At 44.9% G+C, this 13,240-nt stretch carries 12 protein-coding genes; 7 read left to right on the top strand and 5 right to left on the bottom strand.

Annotation, left to right across the window (positions count from 1 at the left end):
• Nucleotides 1-32 precede the first annotated feature (32 nt).
• Nucleotides 33-851, bottom strand: a complete 819-nt coding sequence (locus tag PPO43_RS14065; protein ID WP_272618870.1) for a YARHG domain-containing protein — start codon at nt 849-851, stop codon at nt 33-35.
• A 372-nt stretch (nt 852-1,223) separates the two neighbouring features.
• Here PPO43_RS14065 and PPO43_RS14060 point away from each other — a divergent pair, with 372 nt between their 5' ends.
• The 7 genes from PPO43_RS14060 (at nt 1,224) to PPO43_RS14030 (ending at nt 8,107) form a co-directional block, all read left to right on the top strand.
• Complete coding sequence (locus tag PPO43_RS14060) at nt 1,224-2,213, top strand: LemA family protein (protein WP_272618868.1); 990 nt, start codon at nt 1,224-1,226, stop codon at nt 2,211-2,213.
• Nucleotides 2,214-2,445: 232 nt separating this feature from the next.
• Nucleotides 2,446-3,198 (top strand): peroxide stress protein YaaA, encoded by a 753-nt coding sequence (yaaA, locus tag PPO43_RS14055; RefSeq protein ID WP_272618866.1) that lies wholly within the window; start codon nt 2,446-2,448, stop codon nt 3,196-3,198.
• A 51-nt stretch (nt 3,199-3,249) separates the two neighbouring features.
• Nucleotides 3,250-4,467, top strand: a complete 1,218-nt coding sequence (locus PPO43_RS14050; protein ID WP_272618864.1) for a glycosyltransferase family 4 protein — start codon at nt 3,250-3,252, stop codon at nt 4,465-4,467.
• A gap of 80 nt (nt 4,468-4,547) precedes the next feature.
• Nucleotides 4,548-5,342 (top strand): hypothetical protein, encoded by a 795-nt coding sequence (locus PPO43_RS14045; RefSeq protein ID WP_272618862.1) that lies wholly within the window; start codon nt 4,548-4,550, stop codon nt 5,340-5,342.
• Between the two features lie 226 nt (nt 5,343-5,568).
• On the top strand, nt 5,569-6,705 hold the full coding sequence (locus PPO43_RS14040) for a 5-(carboxyamino)imidazole ribonucleotide synthase (protein WP_272618860.1): 1,137 nt from the start codon (nt 5,569-5,571) through the stop codon (nt 6,703-6,705).
• A gap of 12 nt (nt 6,706-6,717) precedes the next feature.
• On the top strand, nt 6,718-7,242 hold the full coding sequence (gene purE / locus PPO43_RS14035; protein ID WP_272618858.1) for a 5-(carboxyamino)imidazole ribonucleotide mutase: 525 nt from the start codon (nt 6,718-6,720) through the stop codon (nt 7,240-7,242).
• A 280-nt stretch (nt 7,243-7,522) separates the two neighbouring features.
• The gene (locus PPO43_RS14030; protein WP_272618856.1) at nt 7,523-8,107 is read left to right on the top strand and encodes a nuclear transport factor 2 family protein; all 585 of its coding nucleotides are present in this window, start codon (nt 7,523-7,525) and stop codon (nt 8,105-8,107) included.
• 36 nt (nt 8,108-8,143) lie between these two features.
• Here the strand turns inward: PPO43_RS14030 and PPO43_RS14025 are convergent, their stop codons facing one another.
• From PPO43_RS14025 to PPO43_RS14010, 4 genes are all read right to left on the bottom strand, one after another.
• Nucleotides 8,144-9,010 (bottom strand): STAS domain-containing protein, encoded by an 867-nt coding sequence (locus PPO43_RS14025; protein WP_272618854.1) that lies wholly within the window; start codon nt 9,008-9,010, stop codon nt 8,144-8,146.
• A 115-nt stretch (nt 9,011-9,125) separates the two neighbouring features.
• Nucleotides 9,126-10,001, bottom strand: a complete 876-nt coding sequence (locus PPO43_RS14020) for an STAS domain-containing protein (protein ID WP_272618852.1) — start codon at nt 9,999-10,001, stop codon at nt 9,126-9,128.
• A 770-nt stretch (nt 10,002-10,771) separates the two neighbouring features.
• Nucleotides 10,772-12,061, bottom strand: a complete 1,290-nt coding sequence (locus PPO43_RS14015) for an anthranilate synthase component I family protein (RefSeq protein ID WP_272618850.1) — start codon at nt 12,059-12,061, stop codon at nt 10,772-10,774.
• Nucleotides 12,061-12,876, bottom strand: a complete 816-nt coding sequence (locus tag PPO43_RS14010; RefSeq protein ID WP_272618848.1) for a prenyltransferase — start codon at nt 12,874-12,876, stop codon at nt 12,061-12,063. The genes PPO43_RS14015 and PPO43_RS14010 overlap by 1 nt, the downstream gene beginning before the upstream one ends.
• Between the last annotated feature and the right edge of the window lie 364 nt (nt 12,877-13,240).

Raw genomic sequence — 13,240 nt, 5'->3', positions numbered from 1 at the left:
CCCAAAAATAAGCATATCTCTGAAATAAGCGTTTATTTTGCCTTAATCGCCTCTACTTTTTTAATCAAGGCAACATTATCCTTTTCTAAAGGGCTCAAAAAGGCATCTACATCAGTAGATCGACTATAAAATTCTTGGTTCCGAAAATGCTTAGCCAAAGCCTCATCCTTAAATTTATACCCATAGGCCGCAAAGACCTCATTGCGCATCAAACGCAACTCCTCCGCTGTTTTATCTTTTAGCTCTGAAGGTTGCAAAGGACGCTTAGACACCTCTGGATATTTCCGTTTGCTATCTACTTCTCGCAAAAAAGCATGAATATCTGAGCTTTTAAGGCCATGCGGAGAAACCTCAAAGGGAATTTCCTCGCCCTGCCCCACTTTAATATCTATGGGGTCTATAGCTTGGCTAGAATTCTCTACCCGCATACCATAGTCATCATAAATGCAGACCGAACCACAGGGCGGAATCATTTTTCCTGTCGGCTTTCCATAATAATGAACGGCCTCTTTAAAGCTAATTTTGCTACCTTCTGCACTCCATTCTCCAGTAAGCACCGAGGGACTGTACTCTGAATTTACCGTATAAATAAAGCGACCATCATCAAAGAAGTAATAATCCTCAAAGGTAGAGGCATAGGCAATGGAATAATGTTGGCCCACTACCTCGTGCTGTACTTTGGGTTTTTCGGGTTGCTGCGGCAGTTCTGGCGCCTTCAAGTCCACATAAGGATCAACTGAATGCTCTGTTTTCAAAGGAGTTTCACTGCTTGTTGCCGCTTTTTCGGCCTCGCCAGCACAGCCAGCTAAAAATAGGCCCAAAAAGGCCAGGGGAATCATCTTTTTGTACATAGGGACATTGGTTTTAGTTAACTATCTAAAGTTATTATAAAAATCTTAAGATTGCAAAGCTTTTTGTTTTTTGGGGCTGCCCCTCCCGCCAGGTTGAAACCCAGCGCAAAGCGGTATCGCTTTGCGAAGCGACACAAAATGAGGGTTTTAACCCTCATGAGTTTTCGGTCGGGTCGGGCTGTGTCAGGGCTCGCTGCTCGCTCGGCCCTGCGCGGGCTACGCCCGCTGGGTCTGGCCTTCGGCCACCCTTTTCCATCCCTCAGCCAGTCGCTGCGCTCCTAGATGGGCGCTGCGCGCCCTTTGGCCCATTTTGGCTACTTTGGGCTTCTGTCAAAGGGGAAAAATCCATATCTTGCAAAAAACAACCGACTTATGGCCAAGGAACAACAATCTATCTTACTCGAAAAATATGTAGAGCAACTACTTGCGCTACAAGCACAAAAGCAAGAAGCTCCGCTCAACCTCTCCGAACTCAAAGAAATTGCGGAAAGCATTGGACTTTCTGAATCGGATTGGCAAGAGGCCCAGAATACGGTTCGTCAACAGACCAAAATTGGGCAAAAACATATTAACATTGGTAATTTTCCGGCGGCTATTCAGGCCCTACAATTAGCTGTAAATATCAATCCTTTATCGGAGCAGGCCCTTTTTTATTTGGCCCAAGCTCATCAATTACAATTTGCGGAAACGGGCAAAAAGGAAAACCTTTTGGCGGCCCAAGAATATGCGCAGCGGGTCCTCCAAAATAATGACCCTCAACTTGATGCGGCTAGCATCGAGCTGATGAACACCATAAAAGATACCGCAGAAAAACAGCAAAGGGGAAAATGGTTGCGTTTAGGCATTGTTGCTACGGTGCTTGTCGTTTTGGGCTTGGGCGCCAACTTCTATTATTTTAGTAGCAAACAGGCTATTCTTCAGGAAGAGCAAAAGCTGCAAAAACAATGGGCCCAGGTAGAAAATGTCTATCAACGGCGTTTAGATTTACTGCCCAAATTGGGGCAGCTCCTTTCTCAGGAAGAAAGTAGCAGCAAAGCTAAATTGGAAGAAATCCAGCAGCTAGAAAGTCAACTCAACCGAAAGAATTTGGTCCAATATGCCCAACAGCAAGCAGACTTGAGCCAAAAGATCAATGAGTTGCTTCAGGGATTAGATCAAAAGGCGCAACTTTATCGCGACATCCAAATTCAAATAGAGGGAGCCGAAAATCGAATTTCAGTAGAAAAGCGTAAATACAACGAAAAGGTGGGCGAATACAATCAATTTGTCATTCAGTTTCCCTACAACCTCCTGAGCGATGGCCCAAAACCCTACTACCAAACAGCTGCAGCGGGCAAAGATGCTCAACTGTTAAAAAAATAATTGGATCGAGGACCAAGGGCGCTTTGCGCCCTTCGGCTGAGGGATGGAAAAGGGTGGCCGAAGGCCAGACCGAGCTTTTGAGCAAAGCGAAAAAAGCGAAGGGCCGAGCAGACCTGCGAGCCCTGACACAGCCCGACCCGAGCGAAGCGAGTGGGCAGCCCCAAAAAACAAAAATAGTCCTTCCAACCTTCAGAAAATTTATATCGTCAGAAGAAAAAAACAATAGCACAGCATGTATCTCTTGCTTTCTCCAGCAAAAACGCTGGACTTTTCGCCAACCGATTACAGTCATTTTAGCGAGGCTGATTTTTTAACGCAATCTGCTGAACTGATTGAGATTTTGCGAGATTATGGGCCAGAAGATATCGCTCATTTGATGAAAATTAGTGATAAACTTTCTGCCTTGAATCATCAGCGATTTTCGGATTGGCAACCGCCCAAGGAGTTGGAGCCTGGCAAACAAGCGCTTTTGGCCTTTCGGGGCGATGTTTATAAGGGCTTACAGGCCGATGACTTTGGTGAAGAGGAGTTGGCTTTTGCTCAAAAGCATTTGGGTATTTTGTCTGGACTTTATGGTTTGTTGCGTCCCTTGGACCTCATTTTGCCTTATCGTTTGGAGATGAAGACCAAATTGCCCAATTCCAAAGGGCAAAACCTTTATGATTTTTGGGGCGAGCAATTGACCAAGGCCATAAATGAGCGGGCCAATGGGCCAATTATTAACTTAGCCTCTAAAGAATATTTTTCGGCTCTGCAGCCCAAAGCGTTCAAACAACCGCTTTATCAAATTGATTTTAAGGAGGTAAATGCGGAAGGTAAGGCCCGAATTATTGCCGTACATGCCAAAAAAGCGCGAGGACTAATGGCCCGTTATGTCATTCAAAAGCAATTGGAAAAAGTAGAGGACCTCAAAGGATTTGCTGAAGAAAACTATGCCTTTGATGAAGAGCGTTCTAGCGATTTTCATTGGGTATTCAGCCGTTAAACGGCCTTTTATTGCCCCTCCCCGCTTCCCCTATCAAAAAGCCTTTTTTCTATGAAGATTTTACAGCTCAGCAAAAAATTTCCTTATCCACTAAAAGATGGTGAATCTTTGGCCATTACGTATATGGCGCAGGCCCTTCATGAGCTTGGAGCGCAGGTGGATTTGTTGAGTATGAACACGAGTAAGCATCATTTTGATATTCGGGAATTGCCCAAAAGTTTTCGACATTATGGCAAAATGAAGCTGGTAGATATTGACAACCGTTTGCATCCTAAGGATGCCTTGCTCAATCTTTTTTCCAATAAGTCTTATCATATTGAGCGTTTTGAGTCGGCTAGCTATGCTGCAGCTTTAAAAAAGTTGTTGCAGGCCGAAGATTATGATGTAGTGCAATTGGAGACCCTATATTTGGCCCCTTATATTCCTGTTATTCGCCAATATTCTAAGGCCAAAGTGGTTATGCGCTCGCATAATGTGGAGCATGAAATTTGGGAACGGATTCGAGACAACTGTTCTTTTGGGCCCAAAAAATGGTATTTGCAGTTATTGAGTAAGCGCCTAGCGGATTACGAGCTCAAGCAGTTGAACAATTATGATCTCTTTTTGGCCATTACGGCTAGAGATCTGCAGCGATTTCAGGATTTGGGTTTAAGAACTCCTGCTCAGGTGGTACCTATTGGCTTAGACTTAAACAAATATCCCGAAAAACCATTGCCGGCTGCTCCACAAAAAATTCGCTTTAGCTTTATTGGCTCTTTAGATTGGATGCCTAATATCGAAGGACTTCGCTGGCTACTGGATGAAGTTTGGCCGCAGTTTGTGGCCCAAAATCCTGGGGCAGAATTTCATATTGCAGGCCGCAATACACCAGAATGGCTCAGCAATTTGACCTTAGAAGGGGTTATCGTGCATGGTGAAGTCCCTTCGGCCCAAGCATTTATTCAACAATATGAAATCATGTTGGTGCCCTTAAAATCGGGTAGCGGAATGCGAGTAAAGATTCTGGAAGCCATGGGAATGGGCCGTTTGGTCCTCAGTACCAGCATTGGTTTAGAGGGAATTCATGCCAAAGATGGCCAGGAGGTCTTAATTGCCGATGATGCCAATAGCTTTTTGCAACAGATGAACGCCATTTATCAACAACCTTATAAGTTATCGGAATTGGCGGCTAACGGGAGAACCTTTATCCACCAAAATTATGATAAGCTGCGGATCGCCCAAACGGTGCTTCAAGCCTACGAGCGTCTACAACCGCAACCGGTAGAGTAAAAGAACGCATTCAAAGAAATCGCCAAGCTTTTTTTAGCTTGGCTTTTTTTATATCTTCATCACTCAACAAAAAGTAAAACATGGCCGTCCCTCCCCAGCACCAACTGATCAAAAACTCTTTAAAAGAGCGCTACCACATTGATTTAGAGCGCTATCGAACCGATGTAATTGCCGATAGCGTCATTGGTTATATTGATGCCCCTTTTACCATTATGGTCCATCTTATCCTCTGGCCTGTCCTGACGATCGGCCTTTTGGGTTATTTGGGCATAGCTTACGTTTGGCCAGTTAGCTATATTTTGGGCATTATTTGGTTGCTTTTAGCTATTTTGTTGGGGGGCCTGAGTAGTCTGATTACTGCCGCTTTTTTTGTGGCTTGGAACCTCTTGGACCATACCAAAAATCTTTATGAAGCCACGGCAGACACCCTAGATGTCATTATTGATGATATGCGAGACCGGCAAGTGCAATTACCGCCTCATCAACGCCATTACCCTACTTTTAAAGAATGGGTGCAGGTGGTTCGTTTGGGCCTTTTTGTGCCCACAATCAGAGAAGTGATTCGCGCAAAATTGGGCTGGCCCATTGGCGATTGGATGGGAAATTTAGCGGTAAAAGTTTTTGGCGGCAGCACCGACAGGAGCCTATCGGCTATGCCCGCAGAGGTCCGTGACAGCCCTGATTACACCCCCGATCGCCTCGATATTTATTGTGATAAGATGAAGGGCCGCATCCAATTATTCAAAAGCAAATCCGAAAAAGTCTATACCGCCACCGCTTGGGTCACCCTCATGCCGCTGCGCATCCTCATGTTTGTCTTTTTGGCCCTAGATCTTATCTGTTTTTTGGGACTTTGGTGGTTTTTAGGAGCCTAATGATTTGGGGCCTCCGCCTCGCTACGCTCGTCGGCGTTACGCTTTGGGGCTCGCAGGTCTGCTCGGCCCTTCGTTTTTTCGCTGCGCTCAAAAAACTCGGTCTGGCCTGCGGCCACCCCGCCGCATCACTAGGCCGCTCCACGACCATTTTTTCTTAATAGTAATTTTACAGCCCCAAATAGCAACTTCTTTTTTTGGCCTGTACCTTTGCAGAAAAAAGAAAAGCATGCAAAAAAAATTAGGCATTTTAGGTGGTGGACAATTGGGACGTATGCTCATTCAATCGGCCACAGATTTCAACATTCAATTGGGAATTTTGGACAGCCAAGCCGAGGCACCGGCCTCTTCTTTGGCCAAACATTTTGTTCAGGGCGATTTATTGGATGAGGAAACGGTTTATGCTTTTGGGCAAGATTATGATTTAATCTCTATTGAAATTGAGAAAGTCAATACTTCGGCCCTAAAACGCTTGGAGGCAGAAGGCAAGGAAGTCTATCCTCAGGCGGCTATAATTGAGCTAATTCAGGATAAGGGAAAACAAAAAGAATTTTATCGGGCGCAGGGCTTTCCTACGGCCGATTTTTTATTGCTAGCTGATAAAGAGACCTTATTGGAGCAAACAGATTTTTTGCCTGCGGTCCAAAAAGTGCGCAGAGATGGCTATGATGGTAAAGGCGTACAAGTTTTGCGGCAAGCAAGCGATTTGGACAAAGCTTTTGATGCGCCTTCGGTCCTAGAAAAACTCGTTGATATTCGGCAAGAGATTGCGGTAATTGTGGCGCGTTCTCCTTCTGGAGAAGTACAAACCTATCCGGCTGTAGAGATGATTTTTCATCCAGAGGCCAATTTGGTAGAATATCTATTTAGTCCCGCCAGAATTGAGGAAGAAATGGCCCAAAAAGCGGATCAGATGGCTAAAGATTTAATAGAAAAGCTCGGCATGGTGGGTTTATTGGCGGTAGAGTTTTTCATTGATCAAGCAGGAAATTTGTTGGTGAATGAGATAGCTCCTCGTCCACATAATAGTGGACACCAAAGTATAGAAGGCAATATTTGTTCACAATTTGAGCAGCATTTGCGAGCTATTTATGATTGGCCCTTAGGAGATAGCCGTATTCAGACGCCTTCTATTATGCTCAACTTATTGGGAGAAGAGGGCTTTCATGGACCAGCCAAACTAGAAGGGCTAGAAGACATTTTGCGTTTATCGGGAGTACATTTGCACTTATATGGCAAAGAAGACTGCAAGCCATTTCGGAAAATGGGCCATGTTACCGTAACCGATCATGATTTAGAGCGCTTGATGGAGAAGGCGCGTTTTGTAAAAAATACATTCAAAATTCGCGGTTTGGACCGCATCTAAAAATAGCAGAAGATGAAAAAAGTAGCCATTTTAATGGGCAGTGATTCTGATTTGCCCGTTATGCAAGCCGCCGCCAATTTTTTGGACCAATTGGGTTTGCCTTATGAAATTAGTATTATTTCGGCCCATCGCACGCCGCAGCGCTTATTTGAGTTTGCGCCCAAAGCTAGAGAAAAGGGCTATGGAGTTATCATTGCGGGAGCTGGTGGGGCGGCCCATTTGCCCGGTATGCTTGCTTCTTTGACGAGTTTGCCCGTTATTGGTGTGCCAATTAAGTCGAGTAACTCCATTGATGGTTGGGATTCTGTTTTATCTATTTTGCAGATGCCCAACGGGGTGCCCGTAGCAACAGTGGCCTTGAATGGGGCCAAAAATGCAGGTATTTTGGCGGCTCAAATCTTGAGCGTGAATGATGAAAAACTGGCAAAAAAGCTTGAGTTGTTCAAAGCTGAGATGAGTAGCCAAGTTATGGATAAGGTCAAGCGTTTGGATGAAGAGCAGGCCGATCGACATCAGGCGCCAAAATTTCGTCCTTAGGGTTTAGGCGAATTAGCCGAGGGCTGGCGCTGGCCTAGCGATGTGCAGCAGTGGCCGCTAGGCCAGACCAAGGCGGCTTTGCCGCCGCAGGGCCGAGCGAATAGCGAGCTGCGAAACGTAGCGCCGACGAGCGAAGCGAGGCGGAGGCCCCAAAAGAGCAGCGAGCTGCGACAACAAGGACTTTAGTCCGTCTTCGACGACCAAGGGGAGTAAACCTAGCGCCGCAAGGCGAAGCGGAGGCCCCAAAACAAAAAATCAAAATAAATTGATATCTTGAGGGATGAATAAAAGAAATTCCCCCTTAGCTATTTTGGTATTTTTATTTGGCCTTATTTTGTTGTCGAGTTGTAGCGCTTCGAAGCGGGCCAGTTTATCCCTAAAAGAAGATAACATGGATAATAAAGCCTTGATTGACAAGTTTTATACGGCTTTTGCGGCTGCGGATTATGAGACGATGGCGAGCTGCTATCATCCTGAAGTGGTTTTTGAAGATCCTGCTTTTGGTCGTTTGGAAGGCGAGCAGGCCAAAAAAATGTGGGAAATGTTGTTGACGCAGAGCAAAGACAGCATTTTGATTCGGCATAGCGAGCTATCTGCGGATGCAGAAAAAGGGCAAGCTAAATGGGTAGCTGACTATAAATATGGCGATAAAAGGCGGCCTGTTCACAATGTCGTTCAGGCTCAATTTCGCTTTAAGGATGGGTTGATTATCGAGCATCGGGATGATTTTAACCTTTGGCGTTGGAGCAAGCAAGCGCTAGGTACGACGGGGCATTTGTTGGGTTGGTCGGGCTTTTTCCGAAAAAAAATGCAACAAACGACTCAAGGCATGTTGGCCAAGTACATGGCCAAGCAAGAGCAATAAAAGAAGGCGATCGGAATTCTCCGATCGCCTTTTATTTTAGAGTTTTTGATCACTTTCTTTGATAGCGAGTTTGAGGGCATCTTTCATGCTGCCCGTAGTTTCAATTTCGTCAATGGCAATGCCGAGTTCAACAATTGTTTGAGCGATGCTGCCCGAAATTCCAGAGATGATACATTTGGTCCCCATCAGGCGGGCCGCTTTGGTCATCTTGATGAGATAATTGGCAACGGCGGTATCAACGATAGCCACTCCAGAAATATCGAGGATAAAAAACTTGGCTTGGCTATCGGCAATTTTGTCTAGCATCGCCTCCATAATATCCTTAGAGCGTTTAGAATCAATAAAACCGACCAAGGGAAGCAAGAGAATATTTTCCCAAATTTGAGCCACAGGAGTCGAGAGTTCGCGCAAAGCCTCATTTTGTTGTTCGAGATCTCTGGTCATTTTTTCGCGATACTCTTTGGCTAGAATATCCAGGTCAATTTGGTTAAACTTTTTGTAGGCTAGGACTAGGTTTAGGGCATTTTCATTGTGCTTGATAAAGAGTTTAGTAATGCCTTCATGGAAGCGGACCAAAAGCTGTGTAAAAGACTCTAGGCTCACGCCAGCCGCCAAAAAATTGCGTCTGATTTCTGAGTGTTTTTCAATATAAGCAGCCGATAGTTTAGCTTCTACCAAATCAGATAAAATCTCTTCTTTATGGACGATAGAAGCTGTAATCGTAATTTCTGGAAAAAGGTTAGATGTGCCCATCCAATCAATTACGCCTTGAAAAATGGCTTCCTTTTCTGCATAAGGAATTTTTTTGCCTGCCGTTTGTAAGGCTTCTAGCTCTTCTCCGCTTAGATAGTAAGCCGTTTTGTAATAGTCATAAAGTTGTTCGTAAATGGAAGTCCCCTGCATAGAGTTTCTTTTAGTTGGTTAAGGATATGGTCAGACTTTGTTTAAACATTCAACTAATTTGGTTGGGGATGGAGATTGACATACTTGTAGAGTTAGTATTTTTTTAGGGGTAGGTTTAGAGTTGATTTCCGCTTTCTTTGATCGCGAGTTTGAGGGCATCTTTCATGCTGCCCGTGGTTTCAATTTCGTCAATGACGATACCGAGTTCGACAATCGTTTGGGCGATATTGCCCGAAATTCCAGAAATGATACATTTTGCGCCCATAAGTCGAGCGGCTTTGGTCATCTTGATCAGGTGGTTGGCTACAGCTGTATCTACAATAGCCACCCCAGAAATATCAAGGATAAAAAATTTGGCTTGGCTGTCGGCAATTTTATCCAGCATCGCCTCCATAATGTCTTTAGAGCGCTTAGAATCGATAAAGCCGACTAGCGGCAGCAGCAAAATATTTTCCCAAATTTGGGCCACAGGAGTGGAGAGCTCCCGCAAAGCTTTATTTTGTTCTTCTAAATCCTGCTGTGTTTTTCGTCGATATTCCTTAGCCAGAATATCAAGGTCAATTAGATTGTATTTTTTATAAGCTGCTGCCAATTTAGCATCATTGGGATAATGTTTTTCCAAAACAGAAAAGATGCTTTCATGAAAGCGGACCAAAAGAGTCGTAAAGGCTTTGAGACTCACCCCTAGCTCCAAATATTGTCGGCGAATACCCGCATGTCTAATCAAATAGCCCTCGCTCAATACTTCGGTGCTCACATCTCGAATGATAAAGTCGCGCGCCTGAATCGTTGCCTCAACAACAGCTGGCGGAAAACTATCCCGCAACTCCCCTTCTCGCATCCAATCCATCGTTTGATCAAAACGATCTTGGTATTCTTCAAAAGGAATGTCTTGACTTCTATCCTGAATCAACTGAATCTCTTCATCGGTCAAGAAATAAGCCTGTTGATACTCTTCTAAGTTGTTAAATTCACCTTGCTGATAGCTCATAAAATAGTAGTTCTCGCTGATAGGGATTAGCAGCATGAATAAATGGGGAATACTGATTCCTACTTCTCCTAAAAGGTACGGCTATTTTAACTAATTATTCAATAAAATGAGGCTGTTCTGAGCTTATAAAGCTGTCCCACTTCCTCTTCTTTTATATTGAATTATGCGTCATAATGTCTAAGGGTTATTGCTAAGGTGTACTTAGCCTGCCTAAAAATCAACTGCAATAAACTGTCTATCAATGCCTTTAATAATCACAGACTTTATTGTACTTAAAATGTAAGTCTATTTGTCAAAATTTTCACAAAAAACTTCAATTTATTTTACAATAAAATTCCAATAAAAACAGATAAACCAAAATCATATATGACAGGAACGAACAACTTCCATTAAATGTTCTGCAACTTCAGACTATTTTAAAATTTAGTTACAACACCTACCAAAACATAACAACGCAATACGCCTACATGCCTAGCTACAACATATTGAAGACCACTTTATTACTCCTCTTAAAGCAGTCTATTTTTAGCTCAAATATCGATTCTATCGGACTTTTATATTTTGGGCCTCCGCCTCGCTGCGCTCGTCGGCGCTACGTTCGGCAGCTCGCTATTCGCTCGGCCCTTCGGCGCAAAACGCCTCGGTCTGCCGCTGCGCGGCCCTGCCTTCCATCGCTAGGCCTGCGGCCCTCCGGGCCTGCAACACGCAAAAACCAACCCCTTAATTATCAGAAAAATACACTCCAAACAATAATTAAATATGACAGGCTTTTAAAGCTTTTTTCCCAAAGCCAATAACAAGCCCTTGGCCTTGAGCAAACATTCTTCATACTCCGCCTCTGCCACAGAATCATAGACAATAGCTCCCCCTACCTGAAAAGATAAATACCCCTTTTCTTTCTGATACAATAAGGTCCGAATCACCACATTAAAATCGGAATTCCCCTCAGGCGAAAAATAACCAACCGCCCCAGAATATAATCCCCTCTGCTGCCGCTCATAACGCTCAATGATTTTCATGCTCATAATTTTAGGCGCTCCCGTCATCGAGCCCATCGGAAAAGCCTTTTTTAAGGCCGCCAAAGGCGTACAATCCAAGCGCCGCTCCGCCTCTACCGTAGAGATCATCTGCTGCAATTGCGGAAAAGCATAGATCCCAAATAATTCACTGACTTCTACCGTGGCCGGCTCCGCCGATTGGGCCAAATCATTCCGCAACAAGTCTACAATCATGACGTGCTCCGCCAAATCTTTTTCACTCGCCCTTAAGGCTTCCGCCAAAGCCAAATCCTCCTCTAGAGTTTCTCCCCGCCCAATGGTCCCCTTTATCGGCTGAGCAATCAATCGCCGCCCCCTTTGGGCCAAAAAACGCTCTGGACTAGCCGATATTAAATGATCTTCCCCCCACTGATAATAGGCCGCAAAAGGACTCGGACTCAATTCCATCAATCGCTGATACAAACCCAAAGGTGCTATTTTAGCCCCTTCCATCAAAAACTCCTGGCAAAAATTGACCTCATAAATGTCCCCCGCCAAAATGTGCTCTTTCAACTGCCCAATGGTCGCCATATATTCCGCCTTGCTAATTCGCGCCCACAATTCTGGCAAATCCTCAGGCTTTTCCCCCAACAAAGCCAATGCCCCCAAACAGTTTTCCCAAACCGCCTGAGGATCTTCCGCCTCTATTTCAATCTCCCCATTTGGCCGAATCAAAACCCGAACTGCTGGCTGAAAAAAAGCCAATTTCGGAAAGCCCAAAGGATCTATATGCTCCGAACTCAAATCCTCTAAATCATTTTTGAGCTCATAAGCAAAATAACCCAACCACCAAGCCTTGGGCTCGGCCTGCATGGCCTCCTCTAAAGGCCCAAAACGATCGGCCCGAACCTGACGGACGGCCCCCGCAGCTAATAACCACTCCAACTCATGAAAGACGTCTTCCTTAAATTCATTATTATCTAGGACCAATAAAGGATGATGATCTTGAAAAACACTTAAAGCCTGCGCCTTAAATTGAGCCAAAGAAAGCCCCTGCGGCAAAGAAAAATGAGCTATCGCCATTAAATAAAGGTTTTGAACAAATAGATGAGCAAAGGATGCAAAATTAAAAGGCCATCCCAATAAAAAGAAAAGAAGAAATCTTTTTGTTGCGCATGGGTCCGAGAAAGCAAGCCCAAAATAAAGAGCAAACTCCCACTACTCGCCATTTGCACAAAATCTGGCGCCCAAAAAAACTGTAGCCCCCACCAAAGCAAACCCAAAACTACAATCAAATACCGACTCCCCTTTTCTCCAAAACTCGACACCAAAGTAGGTACTCCCGCCCGAGCTTCCTGCTCCAAATCCCGCAAATCAAAAGGTAAGGTAATCAACAAGACAAAAAGCGCCCGCTCAAAAAATAAATATAGCGAAATGGGCCGCCCCAACTCCAAAGCCGGCAAAACCGTCGCCACATAGGACCAAACTCCTGCAATCAGAAAAATCTTCAACCAAGGGATATCCCGCAGCCGCCAGCCTCTATATATCGGCAGCACATAGGCCAAGGACAATAAAGCAGGAACAAGCAAGGCCTCCAAAACCTCCCCCGCCAATTGAGCCGCCAAATACAAAAGGACCAAAGGCAGCACAAACAACAACCCCCAATTCCAAACACGATATTTTTGCAAAATCTCCTGCCGCTCGGCCTTCATCTTATCCGAACGGTTCGAGTAAATTCGGTGCAGCACATAAATCCACCAACAGGCAAAAAAAGCCAGCGGCAAACTCCAGCCCTCCACAGGCCGCCCCCATTGCCAAAAACTACTAGCGGTCAGTAGGGCAGCCCCCAGGGCAATATGCAAATGTGTATAAACAAAAAAGGAAAGCAGGCCGCGCATGGGTGGTATTTAGAAAATCAGGCCCCAAAATAGTCATTTTTGCACGGACTTCACCGCCCAGCCCCTCTCCTCCCCTCTTTTCCCTTGATCTTTCTTCTTCAGCTGCTCGGCTTAGGGCAAAAAAAAGCCCCTAGCGGTTAAGCTAGAGGCTTAGGCTGCTTAGCCTGCAAAGGGTTTAGTATAATGCCAGAAGATGCGGGAAACTGGACAGGCTGGTTTCAATGCTGCTTCGCCTGCAAGGGGTTTAGTATAATGAAAAAGCACTATATTTGGGCGCTTGTCGCTGTTTCAATGCTGCTTTGCCTGCAATGAGTTTAGTATACGAAGCCAACAAAGCAAAAGGCTTTTGGGACAAGTTTCAATG

It is taken from the genome of Saprospira sp. CCB-QB6 (genome assembly GCF_028464065.1).
Lineage (GTDB): Bacteria > Bacteroidota > Bacteroidia > Chitinophagales > Saprospiraceae > Saprospira.
This window is presented reverse-complemented; position numbering and strand designations above follow the sequence as displayed.